General features: G+C 60.3%; 16 protein-coding genes. 6 read left to right on the forward strand and 10 right to left on the reverse strand.

Annotation, left to right across the window (positions count from 1 at the left end; all coding sequences use genetic code 11):
* Positions 1-105 precede the first annotated feature (105 nt).
* From D8U82_RS12295 to yjiA, 3 genes are all read left to right on the forward strand, one after another.
* Complete coding sequence (locus D8U82_RS12295) at positions 106-2,172, forward strand: carbon starvation CstA family protein (protein WP_016773099.1); 2,067 nt, start codon at positions 106-108, stop codon at positions 2,170-2,172.
* Between the two features lie 15 nt (positions 2,173-2,187).
* Positions 2,188-2,385 carry a YbdD/YjiX family protein gene (locus D8U82_RS12300; RefSeq protein WP_003228401.1) on the forward strand — a complete coding sequence of 66 codons (198 nt, stop codon included), beginning with the start codon at positions 2,188-2,190 and terminating at the stop codon, positions 2,383-2,385.
* A gap of 152 nt (positions 2,386-2,537) precedes the next feature.
* Positions 2,538-3,509: a GTPase gene (gene yjiA / locus D8U82_RS12305; protein ID WP_130887747.1), complete on the forward strand. Its 972-nt coding sequence runs from the start codon at positions 2,538-2,540 to the stop codon at positions 3,507-3,509.
* A 116-nt stretch (positions 3,510-3,625) separates the two neighbouring features.
* On the opposite strand, the gene D8U82_RS12310 is transcribed toward yjiA, so the two are convergent.
* The 6 genes from D8U82_RS12310 to morA form a co-directional block, all read right to left on the reverse strand.
* On the reverse strand, positions 3,626-4,330 hold the full coding sequence (locus tag D8U82_RS12310; RefSeq protein WP_130902278.1) for a GntR family transcriptional regulator: 705 nt from the start codon (positions 4,328-4,330) through the stop codon (positions 3,626-3,628).
* A gap of 18 nt (positions 4,331-4,348) precedes the next feature.
* Positions 4,349-5,053: a FadR/GntR family transcriptional regulator gene (locus tag D8U82_RS12315; RefSeq protein ID WP_016773102.1), complete on the reverse strand. Its 705-nt coding sequence runs from the start codon at positions 5,051-5,053 to the stop codon at positions 4,349-4,351.
* A 49-nt stretch (positions 5,054-5,102) separates the two neighbouring features.
* Positions 5,103-6,416 carry a C4-dicarboxylate transporter DctA gene (locus D8U82_RS12320; RefSeq protein WP_110603140.1) on the reverse strand — a complete coding sequence of 438 codons (1,314 nt, stop codon included), beginning with the start codon at positions 6,414-6,416 and terminating at the stop codon, positions 5,103-5,105.
* A 240-nt stretch (positions 6,417-6,656) separates the two neighbouring features.
* On the reverse strand, positions 6,657-7,232 hold the full coding sequence (locus tag D8U82_RS12325) for a hypothetical protein (RefSeq protein ID WP_130902279.1): 576 nt from the start codon (positions 7,230-7,232) through the stop codon (positions 6,657-6,659).
* A 208-nt stretch (positions 7,233-7,440) separates the two neighbouring features.
* Positions 7,441-8,694, reverse strand: a complete 1,254-nt coding sequence (glyA, locus tag D8U82_RS12330; RefSeq protein ID WP_016773106.1) for a serine hydroxymethyltransferase — start codon at positions 8,692-8,694, stop codon at positions 7,441-7,443.
* Between the two features lie 298 nt (positions 8,695-8,992).
* Positions 8,993-12,841 carry a cyclic di-GMP receptor MorA gene (morA, locus tag D8U82_RS12335; protein ID WP_122881721.1) on the reverse strand — a complete coding sequence of 1,283 codons (3,849 nt, stop codon included), beginning with the start codon at positions 12,839-12,841 and terminating at the stop codon, positions 8,993-8,995.
* 287 nt (positions 12,842-13,128) lie between these two features.
* Here morA and ettA point away from each other — a divergent pair, with 287 nt between their 5' ends.
* Together ettA and gdhA are read left to right on the forward strand one after the other, a co-directional pair.
* Positions 13,129-14,793 carry an energy-dependent translational throttle protein EttA gene (gene ettA, locus D8U82_RS12340; RefSeq protein WP_016773108.1) on the forward strand — a complete coding sequence of 555 codons (1,665 nt, stop codon included), beginning with the start codon at positions 13,129-13,131 and terminating at the stop codon, positions 14,791-14,793.
* Between the two features lie 351 nt (positions 14,794-15,144).
* Complete coding sequence (gdhA, locus tag D8U82_RS12345; RefSeq protein WP_130902280.1) at positions 15,145-16,482, forward strand: NADP-specific glutamate dehydrogenase; 1,338 nt, start codon at positions 15,145-15,147, stop codon at positions 16,480-16,482.
* Here the strand turns inward: gdhA and D8U82_RS12350 are convergent.
* The 4 genes from D8U82_RS12350 to D8U82_RS12365 form a co-directional block, all read right to left on the reverse strand.
* Complete coding sequence (locus tag D8U82_RS12350) at positions 16,479-16,973, reverse strand: GreA/GreB family elongation factor (protein ID WP_016773110.1); 495 nt, start codon at positions 16,971-16,973, stop codon at positions 16,479-16,481. The genes gdhA and D8U82_RS12350 overlap by 4 nt on opposite strands.
* A gap of 70 nt (positions 16,974-17,043) precedes the next feature.
* Positions 17,044-17,400 (reverse strand): hypothetical protein, encoded by a 357-nt coding sequence (locus D8U82_RS12355; protein WP_125925968.1) that lies wholly within the window; start codon positions 17,398-17,400, stop codon positions 17,044-17,046.
* Between the two features lie 220 nt (positions 17,401-17,620).
* Positions 17,621-19,474, reverse strand: a complete 1,854-nt coding sequence (locus D8U82_RS12360) for a DUF4105 domain-containing protein (RefSeq protein ID WP_024014368.1) — start codon at positions 19,472-19,474, stop codon at positions 17,621-17,623.
* A gap of 96 nt (positions 19,475-19,570) precedes the next feature.
* Positions 19,571-20,059, reverse strand: coding sequence for a DUF3015 domain-containing protein (locus tag D8U82_RS12365; RefSeq protein ID WP_016773112.1), 489 nt, complete (start codon positions 20,057-20,059; stop codon positions 19,571-19,573).
* Positions 20,060-20,361: 302 nt separating this feature from the next.
* Between D8U82_RS12365 and D8U82_RS12370 the strand changes: the two genes are divergently transcribed.
* Positions 20,362-22,800 (forward strand): ATP-binding protein, encoded by a 2,439-nt coding sequence (locus tag D8U82_RS12370; protein ID WP_024014367.1) that lies wholly within the window; start codon positions 20,362-20,364, stop codon positions 22,798-22,800.
* Positions 22,801-22,807 lie beyond the last annotated feature (7 nt).

Genomic DNA, 22,807 nt, shown 5'->3' on the forward strand with positions numbered 1-22,807 from the left:
CAATCGCTCAAGCGTCTAGACCTATGTCGGGGTATGGCCTTTGGCGCCGTAAGCGCTAAACTCGGGGTGGCTGTCTTTCTTGTCCACCCTGGCTGGAATAATAAAATGAAAAATAATAATAGCCTGCTGCGCCACTTACCCTGGCTCGTGCTGGCAATCGTAGGAGCGTGCGCCCTTGGCGTAGTGGCATTGCGCCGCGGCGAGGCGATCAACGCCTTGTGGATTGTGGTCGCTGCCGTGGCCATTTATCTGGTTGCGTACCGTTACTACAGTCTGTTCATCGCCAACAACGTGATGCAACTGGATCCGCGTCGGGCCACCCCCGCCGTGCTCAACAACGATGGTCTGGACTATGTGCCGACCAACAAACACATTCTTTTCGGTCACCACTTCGCGGCCATCGCTGGCGCGGGGCCACTGGTCGGTCCGGTGCTGGCGGCGCAGATGGGGTATCTGCCCGGCACACTCTGGCTGATTGCCGGTGTGGTGCTGGCGGGCGCGGTGCAGGACTTCATGGTCCTGTTCATGTCGACCCGACGCAACGGACGTTCCCTGGGCGACATGGTGCGTGAAGAGATGGGCCGGATTCCCGGAACCATTGCACTGTTCGGCTGCTTCCTGATCATGATCATCATCCTGGCGGTGCTGGCGCTGATCGTGGTCAAGGCCCTCGCCGAGAGCCCGTGGGGCATCTTCACCGTGATGGCGACCATCCCGATCGCGATGTTCATGGGCATCTACATGCGCTACATCCGCCCGGGCCGCATCGGCGAAATCTCCGTGGTCGGTGTATTGCTGCTGCTCGGTTCGATATGGCTGGGCGGGCAGATCGCTGCCGATCCGGTATGGGCCAAAGCCTTTACCTTCACTGGTGTGCAGATTACCTGGATGCTGGTCGGCTATGGTTTCGTCGCTGCATCGCTGCCGGTCTGGCTGATCCTCGCGCCACGCGACTACCTGTCGACCTTCCTCAAGATCGGCACCATCGTCGCCCTGGCGATCGGCATCCTGATCACCATGCCCGAGCTGAAAATGCCGGCGCTGACCCAGTTCGTCGACGGCACCGGGCCGGTATGGAAGGGCGGTCTGTTCCCGTTCCTGTTCATCACCATCGCCTGCGGCGCGGTATCGGGTTTCCACGCACTGATCTCGTCGGGCACCACGCCGAAGCTTTTGGATAACGAAACCAACGCCCGCTACATCGGTTACGGCGGCATGCTGATGGAATCGTTCGTGGCGATCATGGCCATGGTTGCCGCTTCGGTGATCGAGCCGGGTGTATATTTCGCCATGAACAGCCCGGCCGCAGTCGTCGGCAGTGACGTCGCTTCGGTGGCGCAGGTTGTCACGAGCTGGGGCTTTGCGATCACACCGGAAGCGCTGCAAGCGGTTGCCCATGACATCGGCGAAACCACCATTCTGGCTCGCGCCGGTGGCGCGCCGACTCTGGCGGTCGGTATTGCGCAGATCCTGCACAGTGTCCTGCCGGGTGAAAACACTATGGCGTTCTGGTACCACTTCGCGATCCTGTTCGAAGCGCTGTTCATCCTCACCGCTGTGGACGCCGGCACCCGTGCCGGACGCTTCATGCTGCAGGACCTGCTCGGCTCCTTCGTACCGGCGCTGAAACGCACCGAGTCGTGGGGCGCCAACCTGATCGCCACCGCCGGTTGTGTGGCGATGTGGGGCTGGTTGCTGTATCAGGGCGTGATCGATCCACTGGGCGGCATCAACACCTTGTGGCCATTGTTCGGCATCTCCAACCAGATGCTCGCCGGTATTGCGCTGATGCTCGGCACCGTGGTCCTGATCAAGATGAAGCGCCAGCGCTACATCTGGGTCACCCTGTTGCCGGCCACCTGGCTGTTGATCTGCACCACTACTGCTGGCTTCATCAAGCTGTTCGACGCCAACCCGGCGATCGGCTTCCTGTCCCTGGCCAAGAAGTACAGCGATGCGCTGGCCAACGGTCAGGTGCTGGCACCGGCTAAAAGCGTCGAGCAGATGCAGCACGTGATCTTCAACGCCTACACCAACGCCACACTCACCGCGCTGTTCCTGTTCGTGGTGTTCAGCATCCTGTTCTATGCGCTCAAGGTCGGCATCGCCGCCTGGGGCAAAAAAGAGCGTACGGATAAAGAATCGCCATTCCAGGCCCTGCCGGATGCGTAACCAGAGGATTGCAGCATGTTCAATGACCTGAGTCGCCTCGGTAAATACCTCGGTCAGGCCGCGCGCCTGATGGTCGGCATGCCCGACTACGACACCTACGTCGAGCATATGCAAACCAAACACCCGGACAAACCGGTGATGAGCTACGAGATGTTCTTTCGCGAACGTCAGGAAGCCCGTTACGGTGGCAAGGGTGGGCCGAAGTGCTGTTGAGCTGACAGCATCAGGTTGAGGTAATCCCCTGTGGGAGCGAGCCTGCGCGCGAATACGGAGTGTCAGTTGATGAATGATTTGACTGACACACCGCTTTCGCGAGCAGGCTCGCTCCCACATTTGTTTTTGTGTTCTTTTCAGGAGATCGGGTTTTGTCTTCTCCCATTCCGGTAACGGTTCTCAGCGGTTTCCTCGGCGCCGGCAAGACCACCTTGCTGCGTCATTTATTGAAAGCCGAGCACGGCCTGAAAATCGCCGTGATCGAAAACGAATTCAGCGACGCCGGCATCGACACTCAGTTACTGGGTGACGAGCCGGTGCAAGTCATGACCCTGGCCAACGGCTGCGTCTGCTGCACCATTCACACCGATCTGACCAAGGCGCTGTACCTGCTGCTCGAACGCCTGGACAGTGGCGAGATCGCCTTCGATCGTCTGGTGATCGAGTGCACGGGGCTGGCCGATCCGGCGCCGGTGGCACAGACCTTTTTCATCGAGGAAGAGCTGCGCGAGCGTTATCTGCTCGACGGCATCATCACCCTGGTCGACGCCGCTCACGCCGACGTGCACCTGACCCAGACCATTGCCCAGGCGCAGATCGGTTTCGCCGATCGCTTGCTGGTGAGCAAGACCGACCTGGTCGATGAGGCGACGTTCACTGCGCTGAGCGAACGCCTCACGCGAATCAACCGCCGCGCGCCGATCCGCGTGGTCGAGCATGGCAATATCGATCTGGCCGAACTGCTGGATGTACGCGGCTTCAACCTCAATGCTGACCTGGGCGGCGGTTTGAGCCTGCGTCCGGTGAGCAAGGCACCGTCGATCGATCGCATCTCCAGCCTGGTGCTGCGCACCGATCAGGCGCTGGATATCGATCAGCTCAGCGAATTCATGAACGAGTTGCTGGAAGAGCACGGCAAGCAGTTGCTGCGCTACAAAGGCGTGCTGAACATTGCCGGCGAAGATCGGCGGTTGGTGTTTCAGGGTGTGCTGAAACTCTATGGTTTCGACTGGGACACCGAATGGGCCGAGGGCGAGGCGCGCGAGAGTGTGATCGTGTTTATTGCCGATGATTTGCCGGAAGAGAAAATTCGGGCGGGGTTTGCCAGGGTTGCTTCTGCCTGATGGATCTTGGTTGTCAGTGATGGCGTCTTCGCGAGCAAGCTCGCTCCCACAGGAGACCGTATTCCGTCCAGAGAAATGCGGTCAACTGTGGGAGCGAGCTTGCTCGCGAAGGCGGTCTAACCGACAGCACAATGCTCAAGGTCTGGACCGAGCAGTTTCTGCTCAAGATGATCCAGATGCCGATTCATCAACATGCCGGCCTTGGAAACATCACCTCGCTCCACAACCTCAACCAACGCCAAATGCTCCTGCCGTGCGCAACAGCTTCGCGTCGAGCCCTGACCCCGCGCAATCGCCAACGACGTAAGCGGCACCAGACTGCGCAGAAAATGCGCCAGCGGCAGATTTCCCGCCATCCGTGCCAACTGTAGATGAAACTCCCCCGACAACCGAATCGCCGCTCCGCGCCGATCCTGCTCGACGGCGCGCTTCTCGCGCTCTAGCAACGTGCGCAAGCATTTCAGATCGTCTGGCTGCGGACGCTGACACGCCAACCGCACCAAGGTGTTTTCAGCCAGCCGTCGCGCATGCAAGGTCTGCCGGATCAGTTCCCGATCAGGCGCGGCCACTCGTGGTCGATGATTGGCGCGCAATACCACGATCTGCTCGTGGGACAACTGCGTCAGCACCCGCCGCACATCGGCGCGGCCGGCGTTGAACATCGCCTGCAGAGTGTCCTCGGTGAACCGGCTGTCTTCATCGATACGCTGCTCGAGAATCGCGTCGAACACTCGCGGATACAGATCTTCCGTCGGCGGGCCCAGGCGAGAGACGGGCAGGGCGGTCGAATTGGCATGCGAGGCTGAAGCAAAACTGTTCATGGCCGTTCTCCTGGCAAATCAGGTGGGCAAGTTGTCGTCCGGAATATTCAGCTCAACGCCCATGCGCTGGCCTTCGCGCAGAATGTGCCGACGCATTTCGGCGCTGGCCTGAGCGCTGTTCTTGCTGCGGATCGCGCGGACTACCGCTTCGTTTTCTTCCAGGCGTTCGGCCAGATGTTCCGGGGAATTGCGCAATACCTCGGCGCTTTGCTTGAGGGCGTTGCTGGTCTGCTGTACCACGCTCTGGAAAATCGGGTTCGAGGTCAGCGTGAACAGTTCTTCGTGGAAAGCGATGTAGGCACTGACTCCGGCCTCACTGTCACCGGCCTCGAGGGCTTCGCGCATGTCCATCAGGGTCAGGCGCAATTGGCCGACTTCCTTGCTGCTGATCGATTGCGCGACCAGCCCGACGATGAACGGCTCAAGGGTGTAGCGCAGTTGCAGCACGTCTTCGAGACTGGCGCCGGCGACTGCGCTGTCGTGGCTCTGGCTGTCGCTGAGTTGTGCGTCGAGCACGACTACGCCTTTGCCCGGCATCGAGCGCACCAGGCCGAGGGTTTCGAGGACGATCACCGCTTCGCGCAGGCTGGGCCGGCTGATGCCCAGCTGTTCGGCCAGTTCGCGCTGGCCCGGCAGCATGTCGCCGGAGCGCCATTGGCCACGGGCCAACGCGGCGCGGAGTTTTTCCACCACTGAATTGACGACGGTTGAAGTTGTAATCACGTATTGGCTCCCTGCGCCGTGCCTGCATATTGGCAGGCACGGCACTCATTCAGAATTCTTTGGCCGCCGCCTGAGCGACGGTTTTTCGCGGTTGAAAGTTATAGCCCTGCTCACCGTTGAGCACCTTGTTCGCGCGCTGTACATCGATGTCTTTTTCCCAGCGGGCGATGGCCACGGTGGCGACGCAGTTGCCGATCAGATTGGTCAGCGCGCGGCCGATGCCCATGAACCAGTCCACCGCCAACACCAGCACCAGACCGACTACGGGAATCGCCGGGATCGCCGTCAGCGTCGCGGCGAGAATCACCAGCGCCGAACCGGGAATGCCGTGGGCGCCTTTGGAGGTGATCAGCGACACCAGCAGAATCGTCAGCAAGTCGGTCATCGCCAGCGGTGTGCCGGTGGCGTTGGCGATGAACACGATGGCCAGGGTCAGGTAGATCGAGAAACCGTCGAGGTTGAACGAGTACCCGGTCGGGATCACCAGACCGACCGTCGAACTGCCGATACCGAGGTGTTCGAGCTTGCGCATGATCTGCGGCAGCACGGCGTCGGAAGAGGCGGTGCCCATCACGATCAGCAGTTCTTCCCGCAGGTACTTGAGCAGCGGCCACATGCGCAGACCGGAAACGCGCATCACCAGACCGAGGATCAGCGCGACGAAGGCGACGCAGGTCAGGTAGAACAGACCGACCAGACTGCCCAGGTGCTGCAGCGAGTCGAGACCGTATTTGCTGGTGGTGAAGGCGATGGCACCGAACACGCCGATCGGCGCCAGACGCACGATCATGCCCATGATGCGGAATATCACGTGGCTGAGTTCGTTGATCAATCGCGAAATCCCGGAAGCGGCTTCGCCAACCAGATTCAGCGCACTGCCGAACAGCACCGAGAACAGCAGCACTTGCAGAATATTGTTGTCAGCGAAGGCGCCGATCACCGAGGTCGGGATCAGGTCCATCAGAAATTGCGTGGTGGTGTGCATGTGCTGGCCGCGCTCGGCGAGGTCGCCCATGTCGGCGCTGGAGAGCTGCTCCAGATGAATGTTCGCGCCGCTGCCAATGCCGGTGCTGAAGGCGAACACCAGACCGATCACCAGAGCGATGGTGGTCAGCACTTCAAAGTAGATCACCGACTTGAGGCCGATGCGCCCGACCTTCTTCAGATCGCCCGCGCCGCTGATGCCGCTGACCACCACACAGAACACGATCAGGCCAATCAGCATCTTGATCAATTTGATGAAGCCATCGCCGAGCGGTTTCAGCTGGGCGGAGTATTCAGGAAGGGTCAGCCCGCAGACGATGCCGAGCATCAGTCCGAGAACCACTTGAAGGAAGATTGAACGCGAGCACCATCTGAGCATGGGAGGAATCCTGGGTCGGTGTCCTGGCTGCCGTACGCGTGGCGCAGCGGATTCAGGACTTAATTATTGTGGTCTTACCGGTATGTCCAGTGCAGGCGCAGTCTAGGCGCAGGTTTTCCCGGATCGCAAGGGAAAATTAGAAAATTGGCATGACCGGTCTTACCAGTTGTCTGGATGGCCCGGTCTTGAGCATTTGAGAAAAATTGGCGGCTATGCCTTTTTTTCTGGGCGGGGCGTGAGTCACGTTTTGATGACTGGTACATGTCTTTCGACGATGCTCAGGATGAAAGTGATCTTTGAACGTTCTTCGGTTTTGCCCAGATAGACGTAAGGCAGACTTCTGATTTTTATACCGCCCAGATAGGCATGATTTTTCAGTTTGAGAGAAACAGCTGTATGTACACCCGTTAAGTTGTCCAGCGTTATAGCGGTGCCGCTACGGTCGACAAGAATAAAAGTGCTCAAGTTGTCAGTCTCTGGCTTGACGGCCTCGACGGTGTCCAGCCAGTGATTGCTGATTACCTGATTGAAATAGTTGCCCTGGTTTTTCACGGTGAGGATGTAGCCGTCAGGGGTATGAGCGAAATGCAGCTTCAGCGGTTTTATCCGGCCGCTCTGCTCGTTGCTCCGGATGCCGAGCAGGTGGGACTGATCCCGTGTTTGCGGGCGTCCGGTATAGAAACCGCCGCTGAACAGACTGATGGTAGCCATCGCCGGTTTGCCGTACAGCTGTTCAAGAAAGCCGACCCTGTGGTCGAACATTCTCAATGTTGCGATGAAAGATTTTTCGATATTGCCCGTCATGATGAAATCCATTTATCAAGTCGGGTTTCAGACTAAGCGGTTTTCATCTATGGCGGTTTGTATGTGTGTTGCAAGAGTTTGGTTTGAACAAAGAGATGAACAATCCTGCCGGACGGGATTAGCAGGTTGCTGCTTTATTCGGGTGGTATTTTTTTATTGAATTTATGGCAATAAAAAACCGGCCATCGTGACCGGTTTTTTATTGCGGATTAACGAGGCATCAAGCGCCGTACACCGGCAGTTTCTTGCAGATGGCTTTGACTTTCTCGCGAACGGCGTCGATCACCGCTTCGTTGTTCAGATCAGCCAGGATGTCGCAGATCCAGCCGGCCAGCTCTTTGCACTCAGCCTCTTTGAAACCGCGAGTGGTCACAGCCGGAGTACCGAAGCGCAGGCCGGAGGTGACGAACGGCGAGCGTGGATCGTTAGGCACGGAGTTCTTGTTCACGGTGATGAACGCTTTGCCCAGAGCGGCGTCGGCATCTTTACCGGAGATGTCCTGCTTGATCAGCGACAGCAGGAACAGGTGGTTTTCAGTACCGCCCGATACCACGTCGAAACCGCGTGCGATGAACACTTCGGCCATGGCCTTGGCGTTCTTCACCACTTGTTGCTGGTAAGCCTTGAACTCAGGCTGCAGCGCTTCCTTGAAGCAGATCGCCTTGGCCGCGATCACGTGCTCCAGCGGGCCACCCTGGGCGCCCGGGAATACTGCGGAGTTGAGCTTCTTCTCGATCTCGGCGTTGGCACGGGCCAGGATCAGACCGCCACGTGGACCGCGCAGGGTCTTGTGCGTGGTGGTGGTCACGACGTCGGCGAACGGCACCGGGTTCGGATAGACACCAGCGGCAACCAGACCGGCGACGTGAGCCATGTCGACGAACAGGTAAGCGCCGACCTTGTCAGCGATCTCGCGGAAGCGCGGGAAGTCGAGAATCTGCGAGTAGGCCGAGAAACCGGCAACGATCATTTTCGGCTTGTGCTCGACCGCCAGGCGCTCGACTTCGTCGTAGTCGATCAGGCCGTTGGCATCGATACCGTATTGAACGGCGTTGTACAGCTTGCCCGAGGAGGAAACGCTGGCGCCGTGGGTCAGGTGACCACCATGGGCCAGGCTCATGCCCAGAATGGTGTCGCCACCTTGCAGCAGAGCCAGGTAAACAGCGGCGTTGGCTTGGGAACCGGCGTGCGGTTGAACGTTGGCGTAATCGGCGCCGAACAGTTCCTTGGCGCGGTCGATGGCCAGTTGTTCAACCACGTCCACGTATTCGCAACCACCGTAGTAACGCTTGCCCGGATAGCCTTCGGCGTACTTGTTGGTCAGGACCGAGCCTTGAGCTTCCATCACCGCTGGGCTGGTGTAGTTTTCCGAAGCGATCAGCTCAATGTGTTCTTCCTGACGCTGAGCTTCTTGCTCCATGGCGGCAAAAAGGTCGGCGTCGTACTTGGCAATTGTCAAATCACGGCTGAACATGGCGGTCCTCAAGGATCGGGGGCAGAAAAGGGGGGCATTCTAACCCAACCGCTTTTGGATGACATATGAAACGACGTCATGTCGCAGACAAGTGGCGTTCATGACAGATGTGCGGTGCTTTTGCCGGCCCCTTCGCGAGCAAAAGGGGCATTGATCGTTCCCACGCTCTGCGTGGGAATGCAGCCCGTGACGCTCCGCGTCAACTGCCGAAGCGGACGCAGAGCGTCCAGTGAGGCATTCCCACGCGGAGCGTGGGAACGATCGAAGGCTGCGATCTTTTCGGGCGCGCCGCAGATCGTCAGTCGAACATGAACAGCGCGTCGTTACAGAACTGCGCTTCAAACCGTCCCGCCGGCATCGGCCGGCCGAACAGATATCCTTGCACCTCATCGCAGCCATGCTCGCGCAGGAAGTCCAGTTGCTCATGGGTTTCCACACCCTCGGCGATCACCGCCAGGTTCAGGCTGTGGGCCATGGCAATGATCGCCCGGGCGATCTGCGCGTCCTGTTCGCCGGACGGCAGGCCGTCGACGAAAGTACGGTCGATCTTCAGCACGTCGATCGGGAATTGCTTGAGGTAGTTCAGCGATGAATAACCGGTGCCGAAGTCATCGACCGCGATGCTCAGGCCGAGGTTTTTCAGCCCGGCAAGAATCTGCATCGCCTCGCTGACTTCGCGCATCAGGATGCTTTCGGTCAGTTCCAGCTCCAGACACGCCGGCGGCAGGCCGGTTTCGCGCAGGATCGTCGCGATTCGCGTGCCCAACTGGCCGTCGGAGAACTGCCGTGCGGAAATGTTCACCGACACCTTCGGCACCCGCACCCGTTGCTGGTGCCAGGTTTTCAGCTGTCGACAGGCCTCGCTGATGACCCAGTCGCCAACGTCCACCACCAGACCAAGCTCTTCCAGCACCGGAATGAAATCCCCCGGCGGCACCAGCCCGCGACGCGGATGGCGCCAGCGCAGCAGCGCTTCGGCGCCGGTCAGGCGCTTGCCGTCGCCACTGAACTGCGGCTGGTAATACAGGACGAATTCGTTCTGCTCCAGCGCATGGCGCAGATCGCTTTCCAGTTCCAGACGCTCCAGCGCACTGGCGTTCATGTCGGCCTGATAGAACTGGAAGTTGTTCTTGCCGCGTTCCTTGGCGTGGTACATCGCCGTGTCGGCGTTTTTCATCAACTGGCTGAGTTCATTGCCGTCCTGCGGACTCAGGGCGATGCCGATACTGGCGGTGACGAAGAACTCGCGGCCCTCGAGCACGAACGGCCGCACCAGGCTGGCGAGAATCTGCTCGGCTACGTGAATCGCCCGGTTCAGCGCCAGTTCGCGGTTGGAACGATGCTGCAGCAGCAAGGTGAATTCGTCGCCACCCATGCGCGCGACGGTATCGTCGTCATCGACGCAGGCCAGCAGGCGCGTGGCCATGTCCTTGAGCATGCGGTCGCCTGCGGCGTGGCCCAAGGAGTCGTTGATCGGTTTGAAACGGTCGAGGTCGAGGAACATCAGCACCACCCACGACTTCTGCCGTTCGGCCGCTTGCAGCGCGGTGTGCAGACGATCCTGGAACAGCGTGCGGTTCGGCAGGTGGGTGAGGGCGTCGTAATAGGCGAGGCGGTGGATGCGCTGCTCGCTGGCCTTGCGCTCGCTGATGTCGCTGAAGAAACACACGTAACTGGCCAGATCGCCCTCATCGTCGAGCACGGCAGTAATGCCGACCCACGCCGGGTAATGTTCGCCGTTACGGCGCTTCATCCACACTTCGCCTTCCCAGGTGCTGTGCTCGTGCAACTGCTTGAGCACGTAGCGCAAGTGCGCGTCCTGCTGCTCGTCGACAGTGAGCATGTTCGGCAACTGGTCGAGCACTTCGCCGACGCTGTAGCCGCTGACCCGACTGAACGCTTCGTTGGCCTGGACGATGTAGCCGGCCGGGTCGGTGATCAGGATTGCCGAAGTCGAGTGCTCGAATACCGTGGCGGCCATGCGCAGATCTTTTTCGGCACGGCGCTGTTGACTGATATCGCGGCCGACGCCGAGCACGCCTTCGAACGCGCCGTGCTCGTCCCACACCAGCACCAGGCGCAGTTCGATCGGAATCTTGCGGCCGTCGGCACGCAGGCAATCGAAGAGGAACAGCTGCGTTTGCACCTGACTGCGCAGCAATGCCAGTTGCTCGGGCTTGTCCAGCGCCTTGCTGACGCGGTCCATCAGCACATGAATGCCGTTCAGTTGCCCGGGATTGGCGATGATCGATTGCCAGCCGTTCTGGAAAATCCATTCGGCGTTGTAACCGAGCACGGCCTGCACCGAGGGGCTGACATAGTTCAGCGAGAGCTTGCTGTCGGTGGAGAAAATCACGTCGCTGATGCTTTCGGCGAGCATGCGGTAACGCTGCTCGCTGTCACGCAGCGATTCGCTGGCCTCGATCTGTTCGGTGATGTCCTTGGCCACGCCGATGATCCGCGTGACCTGATCGTGCTTGTCCCGTGCCAGCGCCTGTTCACGGATGTCGAAGCGCCGCCACTTGCCGTCGCGATGGCGGAAGCGCAATTGGCATTGCAACAATTGGCTGTAACCGGCGTGACGCTGCAACTGCCGCGAGCGATGGTAATAGTCGGCGTCTTCCGGATGCAGGAGGATTTCCCAGAAGTATTCGCCCATCTGATGCAGTTCAGTGCGGTTGTAGCCGAGGGTCTGGCCGAGGTGGTGGTTGCTGAAAATCATCCGCTGGCTGATCACGTCCTGCACATACAGATGATCGGGCACGGTGCGCACCACGTCCGACCAGAAACCTTCACGCTCCAGCAGCGACAGTTCGATCAGCTTGCGGCTGGTGATGTCGTTGATGCTGAGGATCACCGCTTTATAGTCGTGCTGCTCGCTCGGCAGGCGCAAAACCATCCACAGATGCTGGTCGCGACCGTTGCTGTTGGGCAGTTTGATTTCCAGTTCCAGCTGTTTCTGCTGCTGCAGGACGGCGTCGAGGATCTGCTGACCGATCGCGCACTGCGGATGGCGCTGGCCATCGATCAGCAGTTGCCAGGCATCGTCGCAGGAGTGCACATCGAGCAGTTGCAGGGCGACCTGGTTGACTTCGGTGACGCGCATTTCCGCAAGCAACTGCTGGCGCTGCTGCGGTTGGTCGAGCCAGGCCTTGAGCTGGTCACTGGTCTGGATCTGCGCCTTGTCGAACGTCTGCTTGAGGCCGGACAGGTCGAGTACGCACAAGGCCACGCCGGTGCCTTCGAAAATATCCTGATAACGCCGCCGGCCTTCATGCACCTGACGCTGGCGCCGACGCATGTTCAGCAGCGCGATCACCGGCAACATCGAAAACGCCAGGCCGAGCAGGCATTTGCCGATGAACGCTGGCAGCAATTCTTCGAGTACGCGCTGGCGGTCGAACAGCCCGCGCAATTGCCAGTCGCTGCTGCTCAGCGGCACGGTCAGCACGGTGTTGGCGACATCGTCGGGCGTCAGCCCGCCAGCCTTGACCGAGGGCAGCCCGGCGTCGCGGCTGATGATCTGGTGATTGAGGCGGTTTTCCACCAGCCACAACGGGCGCAGGGCGGTGGCGTCCTGTTTGGTCAGCGAGTCGAAGAAGGTTGGCGTCAAACGCAAGGCCCAGTAACCGCGACTGCTGCCGCTGGCCTGATGCAACAGCAGATGCACCACCGAGCCGTCATCGGCATTGCTGAAGTAATGCGCCTGGGCACGGCTGCGGCGCACCAGTTCGGTCAGGTAATCGGCGTCGGAACTGTCGGTGGCGCTGTCGCTGATGATCCGGCCGGAGGGCGAGAGCAGGGCCATGCTACGCAGATCTGGCAGCGAGCGTTGCAGTTTGCGCAGGAGCATCTGCTGTTCGTCGGCAGTTTGCGGTTGTTCGACGATCGGTAGCAGATTGAGGGCGATTTGCGCATTCAGCGCCATGTTCAGGCTGACCTGAGCGGCGAGGTCGGCGGTGTAATCGATGGTGTATTGACGCTGATTTTTCTGAGTTTCGCGCAATTGATCGAGCAGTTGCCAGAACAGCAACGCGAGCAATAACAGCACGAGGGTGGCCAGCGCACCCTTCAATGTCCCGCGCAGGGGCGAGCCGGGCGCCGGTGGGGTGCTGCTCACAGAGGCTGGCGGAGTGACATTGGTCAAGCTGTGATCCTGCGATTTGGCTGGACTGGCGCGACGTGCACTATAAGCCGGACGCCCGAAGGGCGGCTAGCATGCCTTGACTCGTGGCGAAGTGCCAGCCCCTCTCGGCTGGACTGCCTTCCAGCATTAAGGTAGCTTTGCCGGTTAGACCGGGGGCGTTCCAGCCCCTACAATCAGACTTTTTCCAGCGCGCACGCATTGATCGCGATCAAGTGAACGACGCGCACAGTCTGGCCAGGCATCGCCTGCGCTCCAATCATTCATCTGTCACTGACCCAAGGTTCTCCATGGCTCAATACGTCTTCACCATGCATCGGCTGGGCAAAGTTGTTCCGCCGAAGCGGGAAATCCTCAAGAACATTTCGCTGTCCTTCTTCCCCGGCGCCAAGATCGGCGTGCTCGGCCTCAACGGTTCGGGTAAATCCACGCTGCTGAAAATCATGGCCGGCGTCGACACCGAGTTCGAAGGCGAAGCCCGTCCGATGCCGGACCTGAACATCGGTTACCTGCCGCAAGAGCCGCAGCTCGACCCTGCCAAGACCGTGCGTGAAGTGGTCGAGGAAGCGGTCAGCGTGATCAAGGATGCGCAAGCGCGTCTGGACGAGGTCTACGCGGCCTACGCCGACCCGGATGCCGACTTCGACAAGCTTGCTGCTGAACAGGCCAAGCTCGAAGCGATCCTGCAGGCCAGCGACGGCCACAACCTTGAGCGGCAGCTGGAAGTCGCCGCCGATGCGCTGCGTCTGCCAGCCTGGGACGCGAAAGTCGAACACCTGTCCGGTGGTGAAAAGCGCCGTGTCGCCCTGTGCCGTCTGCTGCTGTCCGCGCCAGACATGCTGCTGCTGGACGAACCGACCAACCACCTGGATGCTGATTCGGTGGCGTGGCTGGAGCATTTCCTCCACGACTTCCCGGGCACCGTGGTCGCGATCACGCACGACCGCTACTTCCTCGACAACGTCGCCGGCTGGATTCTGGAACTCGACCGCGGCGCGGGCATTCCTTACGAGGGCAACTATTCGGGCTGGCTCGAAGCCAAGTCCGATCGCCTGGCCCAGGAATCCAAGCAGCAGTCGGCTCACGAAAAAGCCATGAAAGAAGAACTGGAGTGGGTGCGCAAAGGCGCCAAGGCTCGCCAGTCGAAATCCAAGGCACGTCTGCAACGCTTCGAAGAAATGCAATCGCAGGAATTCCAGAAGCGCAGCGAAACCAACGAGATCTACATCCCGGCCGGTCCGCGCCTGGGCGACAAGGTCATCGAGTTCAAGAACGTCACCAAGGGCTACGGCGATCGCGTGCTGATCGACAACCTGTCGTTCTCCATGCCGAAGGGCGCCATCGTCGGCGTGATCGGCGGTAACGGTGCCGGTAAGTCGACGCTGTTCCGCATGCTGATGGGCAAGGAAACTCCGGATTCGGGCAGCATCGAAATCGGTGAAACCGTGCAGCTGGCCTGCGTCGACCAGAGCCGCGAAGACCTCGACGGCAGCAAGACCGTGTTCCAGCAGATTTCCGACGGTTCCGACCAGATCCGCATCGGCAACTACGAGATCCCGTCGCGCACCTACGTCGGTCGCTTCAACTTCAAGGGCGGCGATCAGCAGAAGTTCGTCAAGGATCTGTCCGGCGGTGAGCGCGGTCGTCTGCATCTGGCGCTGACCCTGAAGGAGGGCGGCAACGTCCTGCTGCTCGACGAACCGTCCAACGACCTCGACGTGGAAACCCTGCGTTCGCTGGAAGAAGCCCTGCTGGACTTCCCGGGCGCCGCCATTGTGATCTCTCACGATCGGTGGTTCCTTGACCGTGTCGCCACGCACATTCTGGCGTACGAAGACGACTCGCAAGCGGTGTTCTTCGAAGGCAACTACACCGAGTACGAAGCCGACCGCAAAAAACGCCTCGGCGAAGCAGCGGCCCAGCCACACCGGGTACGTCACAAGAAACTGGCCTGATATCGGGTTGGTTGCAGAAAGAGCGGAGCCTTCGGGCTCCGTTTTTTTTGCCCTGGTTTTTTCCTGATAAACCGAGTTGCGGCTTTCGCGAGCAGGCTCGCTCCCACAGGGGTAACGCATTCCAAATGTGGGAGCGAGCCTGCTCGCGAAGATGGTGTAGCTGTTGGTGCAAGTCTTGAATCTGTGCTCCCCACTCAGGTGCAAAAACGGATCAAAAACCCCTTGGATTTATATCCTGTGCACCATTTAATTTCATAACTGCGACATCTTGCTCTGTTCCTGTGCGCAATTCGTTTGTTACAGTCCGGCCCAATCTCCTCCAACGACAATAAATTTGCCGAGACTTTGCCCATGATCGAATCCGTCGAATCCTTCCTTGCGCGCCTGAAACAACGCGACCCGGATCAACCCGAATTCCACCAGGCTGTCGAAGAAGTCCTGCGCAGTCTGTGGCCGTTTCTTGAAGCCAATCCGCATTACCTGACTTCGGGCATTCTGGAGCGCATCTGCGAGCCGGAGCGTGCGCTGGTGTTTCGCGTGTCGTGGGTCGACGATCAGGGCAAGGTCCAGGTCAATCGCGGCTTCCGTATCCAGATGAACAGCGCCATCGGCCCGTACAAGGGCGGCTTGCGTTTTCATCCGTCGGTGAATCTCGGCGTGCTGAAATTTCTCGCCTTTGAGCAGACCTTCAAGAACTCGCTGACGTCCCTGCCCATGGGCGGCGGCAAGGGCGGTTCGGACTTCGATCCGAAGGGCAAAAGCGATGCTGAAGTCATGCGCTTCTGCCAGGCGTTCATGAGCGAGTTGTATCGCCACATCGGCGCCGACGTCGACGTGCCGGCCGGTGATATCGGTGTCGGTGCGCGGGAGATCGGTTTCCTGTTTGGCCAGTACAAGCGCCTGAGCAACCAGTTCACCAGCGTCCTCACCGGCAAGGGCATGACCTACGGCGGCAGCCTGATTCGCCCGGAAGCCACCGGTTTCGGCTGCGTGTACTTCGCCGAGGAGATGCTCAAGCGCCGCGGGCAGAGCGTGGAAGGCAAGCGCGTGGCGATTTCCGGTTCTGGCAACGTTGCTCAGTACGCGGCGCGCAAAGTCATGGATCTCGGCGGCAAAGTGATTTCCCTGTCCGACTCCGAAGGCACGCTGTACTGCGAAGCAGGCTTGAGCGAAGCACAGTGGCTGGCGCTGCTGGAACTGAAAAACATCAAGCGCGGGCGCATCAGCGAACTGGCGAGCGCCCATGGTCTGGAATTCCGCGCCGGCCAACATCCGTGGTCGCTGCCGTGCGATATCGCGCTGCCCTGCGCGACGCAAAACGAACTCGACGCCGAAGCCGCGCGCACTCTACTGCGCAATGGCTGCGTCTGTGTGGCTGAAGGCGCGAACATGCCGACCACGCTGGCGGCTGTGGATATTTTTATCGAGGCCGGCATTCTGTTCGCACCGGGCAAGGCGTCGAATGCCGGCGGTGTGGCCGTGAGTGGTCTGGAAATGTCGCAGAACGCCATGCGCCTGCTGTGGACGGCGGGCGAGGTGGACAGCAAGCTGCACGCGATCATGCAGTCGATCCACCACGCCTGCGTGCATTACGGCGAAGACAACGGTCAGGTCAATTACGTCAAGGGCGCGAACATCGCCGGCTTCGTCAAAGTCGCCGATGCGATGTTGGCGCAAGGCGTGGTTTAAGCCGGTTCGATGCGGATCACTTCGATCAGTTGATCGCCGGCAGGTCGCTGCCATAGCACTTCATCGTTGAGCCGGGCGCCGAGCAAGGCCCGGCCCAGCGGTGAGGCCCAGTTGATCAAGCCCTGATTGGCATCGGCCTGATCCTCGCCGACCAGTTGCACGCGGTGTTCAGTGTCGCGTTCATCGGCAAAAGTCACCCAGCTACCGATCTGCACCTTGTCAATGGAGGTCGCAGCGACTGCGACTTGGGCGCTGCTCAGGCGTTGAGTGAAATAACGCAGATCCCGTTGCAGATCGGCCAGACGTTGCTTGTCGGCCTGCTCGCCCTTGGCCGTTTGCTCGGCGTGCAGGCTCTGCAACTCGATGACTTTCGCCTGCAACTGCGCCAGCCCTTGCGGGGTGACGTAGTTGGGCTGCGTGCTGACCTGACGCTCGACCGGCTGATCGGCCTGCGCGGCGGCGTTGTCTTCGTTGACGAATGCGCGACTCATGAAGTCCTCCTGTTAAAGGATTTGGGCCATGATTGCCGGCGTTTGGTTTCACTGGATGTCTGCAAGCGACCTATTGCGAGCGATAGGCCCGCCCGACGTCCTGGTCCTTCTGCTGCTGCCAGGCGCGTTCGCGTTCGTCCCAATGTTCGTTGCGATATTGCTCGCGATCCCTGTTTTCGAGCATCGCCTGACATTGGCGGAAGCCGTCGACCCAGCCGTCGGCGTATTGCTGGTCCTTGAGATAGCGCGGCACGTTCTTGCGAAACTCACCGCTGATCGAGCCCGCCGCTTGCCGGCCGCTGACGCAACCGTCATCGAAACCATCGGCGAAGGCCGGTGGATAGCCCTTGGCGATCAAGTCTTCATGGGTGGTCTGGCAACCGGCCAGCGCCAATACAACGGCCAACAATCCCACGCACCGCCACATCGCACTCTCCCGCGCCGGTTTTCGGCTGATACGGGAAGTCTAGAAGGGGATTCATGAGGCGGCTGTCGAAGGCCTGTGAAAAATCCATTGCACACCACAAAGCGCGTGTGGGAGCGAGCCTGCTCGCGAAGGCGTCGTGTCAGGCAACACTACTATTGACTGACCCACCGCCTTCGCGAGCAGGCTCGCTCCCACATTGGTTTTGTGCTGTGTGCGGGGATCAGTAGTGATACCACTTCACTTCCAGCATGACTTCTGTTTCCGGGCTGGCGAGCTGGCTGAATTCACGCTGAGCGCTCAGGCGCAAACCGAGGTTGCGCGACAGCTCCCACTGCTGATTCAGGCTCAGGCTGCGGCGCACTTCGCCGTTGAAGAAATAGTCGCCCTTGGCTTCCAGGCTCAGATTGCCCAGCGGGTTTTTCCACAGCACGCCGGTGTTGAAGCCGCCGGCCGGGGAAACAAACTCGGCGAAGTCATTGTTGTGTTCCACGCGCACCGTGCCCAGCGCGAAGCCGAGCACGTCTTCGCCCAACTGCCACGTGCCGCCGCCGCCACCGTTGACATGGCTGACCAGCGTTTCGTCGTCATGCTTTCCCGGCACCCGCTCAAGGCCACCGGTGACTTGCCACGACAGCGGTTGCAGCAGCTCGTTGCGCGGTGTCAGCGAACGAATGGTGGCCAGATCCAGTTGCTGCAGCTGCCAGTCATTGCCTTCGTACTGGCGCAGCTTCAGTTGCAGGATCTCGATCTGCGCGCCGAGGGGGAAGCTTTCGGCATTGTCATTGAGGTCGTGATAAGCCATGCGCAGGCCATATTCGCCGAACGCGCGATCGCCGCGCGTACCGAGGCCGGCCTGCCAGGTGCGGGACTCGTGGCCATCTTCGGGCAGACCGGGTTGCGGTATTTCCAGCTCCGGCGCCGGGTTCTTGTTGATCGCCCGCAGCAGTTCGAAACTGCGCTGCGCCCGTTGCGGGTCGCGCTCCTGGCCGTTGGCGCGGTAGCGCTCCAGACGATAGGCGGCGTCGACGATCAGCGCCTGACGTGCGCGCGGCAGGGCTTTGAACGTTGGCTCTTGCAGGACTTTTTGATCGGCGCTGACTTTCAGCACCCATTGCTGTTCATCATCGCTCAACGGCTCGGCGCGGCTGAGCAGTTCACGTTCGCGGGACGGGCGATATTCGATGTGCTCGACCAGCCCGGCCTCTTTCACCGCTTTGACGGTGTCGGTGGGGATTGCGGTCAGCGGGAATTGTTCGGTCAGGCGCAGGCTCGGCCGCGCCACTTGCAGCAGTTCCAGCAAGCGATACGAGCAGTTTTCGTCGAAGAAGAAATAGTCGAACTGGATCTGCTTGAGCTCCCACACATGTTCGACCATGCGTGCGGTTTCTTCCTGTGTCAGATTGAGCCGGTATTCCCACAGGTCACGGTTTTCCAGGCTGCGGTATTCCGACAGTTTTTCCTGATACGGCACCAGCGCGAACAGCCCCGGGTAGCCGCCCATCAAGCCTTTCCAGGCATACAGAATGCTGTTGTCCGAGCCTTCGATGTAGGCGCCGAAGTTGATCGCGTAGCTGAGCAGCGAGGTCTTGTCGGCCTGCACATCCGCCTGATCGATGCGCAGCAGGGTGTGGCCGAACATCGACGACGGGCTGTTGAGATACGCCGCCGGGAAAATCATCACCGCGCTGTGCGGCGAGACGTCCTTGAACCATTGCTTGTATTCGGCGCATTCCGGCGCTGGCAGGTCAGCGAGATTGAGCTGCGCTTTCAGCCAGCGCGTGCGCGCGGGGTATACGCATTGTGCGTGTTGCTCGCCGAGGCTGGCCGGGGCGTACAACGCCTGCACGGTGGCGGCCAGTTCGCGGTCCGGATGTTCATTGCCGTCGGGCGCGAGAAAGAACTTCTTGTCGCTGACATAGCTGCGCCAGCCGCCGAGCTTGGCGGTTTCGTAATGACCGAGGGAAATCCAGAAGCGGTCGTTGGCCAGTTGCTGCAAACGTTGAGGATCGATGTGAGGCGCGGCGGACAGCGGGGCGCAGACACAGAGCGCCAGCCAGGCAAGGCGTTTGAGCATAGTCGGCAACTTGAACAGGAAAGTAATAAAGACCCAAAGAGGGGCGGGCCAAAAAAAACAAAACCCGCTTCCCGAAGGAAGCGGGCGGGGTCGAGCTTAAGCCTGAGTTGCGTACTTGGCCAGACGTGGGTCCGATTTCAGTACTGCCAGGGTGTTGGTATGCACGTCTTCAGCGGTCACGTCAGCTTTGCTGAAGATCTGCTGGAAGTGCTCGTGGGTGACTTGCGCGAAGTGCGCACGATCTTCCGGTGCTACGCCCAGGACCACGGCATAAGTGGTCAGCGCTTCGCCATTGCCTTTGGCCATGTCTTCGGACAGCTCGTTCATCATGCCATTCATGGCGAACCAGGATTTGCCGCCATAAGTCAGGGACGCGTTGGTCGAGCAGCCGTTGGTGCCGGAGGTCATACCGAAGGTAGCGTTACCGGAAGTGCCGTTGGTGGTGGAAGCAAGGAAGTGCGCCGGGGTGCCACGCTGACCTTCGAACAGCATGTTGCCCCAACCGCAATCCGGGCCGCCCGGGGCTTGCGCCATTGCGTTGATGGATACAGCGGTGAAGAGAGTACCGAGAAGAATCCGTTTCATAGCTTTGTTCTCTTTATGTGCATACCAATGGACAGGGTTCTGGCCCTTCGTGCTCTGCCCGAGGACAAAGCCGAAAGTGTCAGTGGGCCGGTATTAGTTCCAGCCGCGCAGTTTGGAGTTTAGGCACGTTCCAGCGGTTCCGTGACTTTTTGCAAAATATTTGGAATAAACCTCTGATTTATCGGGACGCGTCGGCCGGCCGCGCGCTTGTCTATGCTTTGTCATGTGGCGCGCCTTGCCAGTGGGGCACGGGCAGCGCCAGAATGCCGCTACCTGCCCCGCCTGATTGTTAAGGAAGCCCGATGCCTGATCCTGTTGCTGCCAGCCTGCGTCTTGCGCCCGAAGCGCTGACTCGTCCGTTTTCCGCTGAACAGTTCAGCTTCACCAGCACCAATGATCTGGAGCCCTTTCGCGGTGTGCTCGGCCAGGAACGCGCGGTCGAAGCCTTGCAGTTCGGTGTGGCGATGCCACGCCCCGGTTACAACGTATTCGTCATGGGCGAGCCCGGCACCGGCCGTTTCTCGTTCGTCAAACGCTACCTGAAAGCCGAAGGCAAGCGCCTGCAGACCCCGGCGGACTGGGTCTACGTCAACAACTTCGATGAGCCGCGCGAACCACGTGCACTGGAGCTGCCATCGGGCACGGCGGCCTCGTTCATCGGTGACATCAACGGCCTGATCGACAACCTGCTGGCGACTTTTCCGGCGGTTTTCGAACACCCGTCTTACCAGCAGAAAAAAAGCGCCATCGACCGTGCCTTCAACCAGCGCTACGACAAGGCGCTGGACATCATCGAGCGCCTGGCCCTGGAAAAAGACGTCGCCCTGTACCGCGACAGCAGCAATATCGCCTTCACCCCGATGCTCGACGGCAAGGCCCTGGACGAAGCCGAATTCGCGCAGTTGCCGGAAGCCGAGCGCGAGCGTTTTCACGATGACATTTCCGGCCTCGAAGAGCGCCTGAACGAAGAACTCGCCAGCCTGCCGCAGTGGAAGCGCGAGTCGAACAATCAACTGCGTTCGCTCAACGAAGAAACCATCACCCTGGCCTTGCAGCCGTTGCTGGCGCCGCTGTCGGAGAAGTACGCAGAGAACGCCGGGGTCTGCGGTTACCTGCAAGCGATGCAGGTCTACCTGCTGAAAACCGTGGTCGAGCAACTGGTTGACGACAGCAAGACCGACGCCGTCGCGCGCAAGTTGCTGGAAGAACAATACGCACCAAGCCTGGTGGTCGGGCATCCGGCCAGCGGCGGTGCACCGGTGGTGTTCGAACCGCATCCGACCTACGAAAACCTGTTCGGCCGCATCGAGTACACCACCGATCAAGGCGCGCTCTACACCACTTACCGGCAGTTGCGTCCGGGTGCGCTGCACCGCGCCAATGGCGGTTTCCTGATTCTCGAAGCGGAGAAAATGCTCAGCGAGCCGTTCGTGTGGGATGCGCTCAAACGCGCCCTGCAATCGCGCAAACTGAAAATGGAATCGCCGCTGGGCGAGATGGGCCGCTTCGCCACCATGACCCTGAACCCGCAGCACATTCCGCTGCAGGTCAAAGTCATCATCATCGGTGCGCGGCAGCTGTATTACACGCTGCAGGATCTCGATCCGGACTTCCAGGAGATGTTCCGCGTTCTGGTCGACTTCGACGAAGACATCCCGATGGTCGACGAAAGCCTCGAGCAGTTCGCCCAGCTCCTGAAAACCCGTACTTCGGAAGAAGGCATGGCGCCGCTGACCGCCGATGCGGTGGCACGGCTGGCGACCTACAGCGCACGGCTGGCCGAGCATCAGGGGCGCTTGTCGGCGCGCATTGGCGATCTGTTCCAACTGGTCAGCGAGGCGGATTTCATTCGCCATCTGGCCGGCGATGAAATGACCGACGCCGGCCATATCGAACGCGCCCTGAAAGCCAAGGCCACCCGCACCGGGCGCGTCTCGGCGCGGATTCTCGACGACATGCTCGCCGGGATCATCCTCATCGACACCGACGGTGCGGCAGTCGGCAAGTGCAACGGGCTGACGGTGCTGGAGGTCGGTGATTCGGCGTTCGGCGTGCCGGCGCGGATTTCCGCCACGGTGTACCCGGGCGGCAGCGGCATCGTCGACATCGAACGTGAGGTCAACCTCGGCCAGCCGATTCACTCCAAAGGCGTGATGATCCTCACCGGTTATCTGGGCAGCCGTTACGCTCAGGAATTCCCGCTGGCGATCTCGGCGAGCATTGCGCTCGAGCAGTCGTACGGTTACGTCGATGGCGACAGTGCATCGCTGGGCGAGGCGTGCACGCTGATTTCGGCACTGTCGAAAACCCCGCTCAAGCAATGTTTTGCCATCACCGGTTCGATCAACCAGTTCGGCGAAGTGCAGGCAGTCGGCGGGGTCAACGAGAAGATCGAAGGCTTCTTCCGCCTCTGCGAAGCACGCGGCCTGACCGGCGAACAGGGCGCAATCATTCCCCAGGCCAACGTCGCCACGCTGATGCTCGATGAGAAAGTCCTCGCCGCCGTGCGCGCCGGCCAGTTCCACGTGTATGCGGTGCGTCAGGCCGATGAGGCGCTGAGCCTGCTGGTGGGTGAGCCGGCCGGGGAGCCGAACGCCGATGGCGAATTCCCCGAAGGCAGCATCAATGCGCGAGTGGTCGAGCGCCTGCGCGATATCGCCGAGATGATCAGCGAAGAGGACTTGAAAGAGGCTGAGAAGGAACTGGCGCAGGAGGCTCTCGCCGAAGCCAAACCGGCCTGATCAGTTC

This window comes from Pseudomonas sp. Sample_23, from assembly GCF_004307595.1.
Taxonomy (GTDB): domain Bacteria; phylum Pseudomonadota; class Gammaproteobacteria; order Pseudomonadales; family Pseudomonadaceae; genus Aquipseudomonas; species Aquipseudomonas atacamensis.

What these genes read in the sequence shown, in the direction of transcription:
- D8U82_RS12295 (WP_016773099.1), top strand. Translation starts at nt 106, where the DNA reads ATGAAAAATAATAATAGCCTGCTGCGCCACTTACCCTGGCTCGTGCTG.
- D8U82_RS12300 (WP_003228401.1), top strand. Translation starts at nt 2,188, where the DNA reads ATGTTCAATGACCTGAGTCGCCTCGGTAAATACCTCGGTCAGGCCGCG.
- D8U82_RS12310 (WP_130902278.1), bottom strand. Translation starts at nt 4,330, where the DNA reads ATGAACAGTTTTGCTTCAGCCTCGCATGCCAATTCGACCGCCCTGCCC.
- D8U82_RS12320 (WP_110603140.1), bottom strand. Translation starts at nt 6,416, where the DNA reads ATGCTCAGATGGTGCTCGCGTTCAATCTTCCTTCAAGTGGTTCTCGGA.
- D8U82_RS12325 (WP_130902279.1), bottom strand. Translation starts at nt 7,232, where the DNA reads ATGGATTTCATCATGACGGGCAATATCGAAAAATCTTTCATCGCAACA.
- glyA (WP_016773106.1), bottom strand. Translation starts at nt 8,694, where the DNA reads ATGTTCAGCCGTGATTTGACAATTGCCAAGTACGACGCCGACCTTTTT.
- ettA (WP_016773108.1), top strand. Translation starts at nt 13,129, where the DNA reads ATGGCTCAATACGTCTTCACCATGCATCGGCTGGGCAAAGTTGTTCCG.
- gdhA (WP_130902280.1), top strand. Translation starts at nt 15,145, where the DNA reads ATGATCGAATCCGTCGAATCCTTCCTTGCGCGCCTGAAACAACGCGAC.
- D8U82_RS12350 (WP_016773110.1), bottom strand. Translation starts at nt 16,973, where the DNA reads ATGAGTCGCGCATTCGTCAACGAAGACAACGCCGCCGCGCAGGCCGAT.
- D8U82_RS12355 (WP_125925968.1), bottom strand. Translation starts at nt 17,400, where the DNA reads ATGTGGCGGTGCGTGGGATTGTTGGCCGTTGTATTGGCGCTGGCCGGT.
- D8U82_RS12360 (WP_024014368.1), bottom strand. Translation starts at nt 19,474, where the DNA reads ATGCTCAAACGCCTTGCCTGGCTGGCGCTCTGTGTCTGCGCCCCGCTG.
- D8U82_RS12365 (WP_016773112.1), bottom strand. Translation starts at nt 20,059, where the DNA reads ATGAAACGGATTCTTCTCGGTACTCTCTTCACCGCTGTATCCATCAAC.
- D8U82_RS12370 (WP_024014367.1), top strand. Translation starts at nt 20,362, where the DNA reads ATGCCTGATCCTGTTGCTGCCAGCCTGCGTCTTGCGCCCGAAGCGCTG.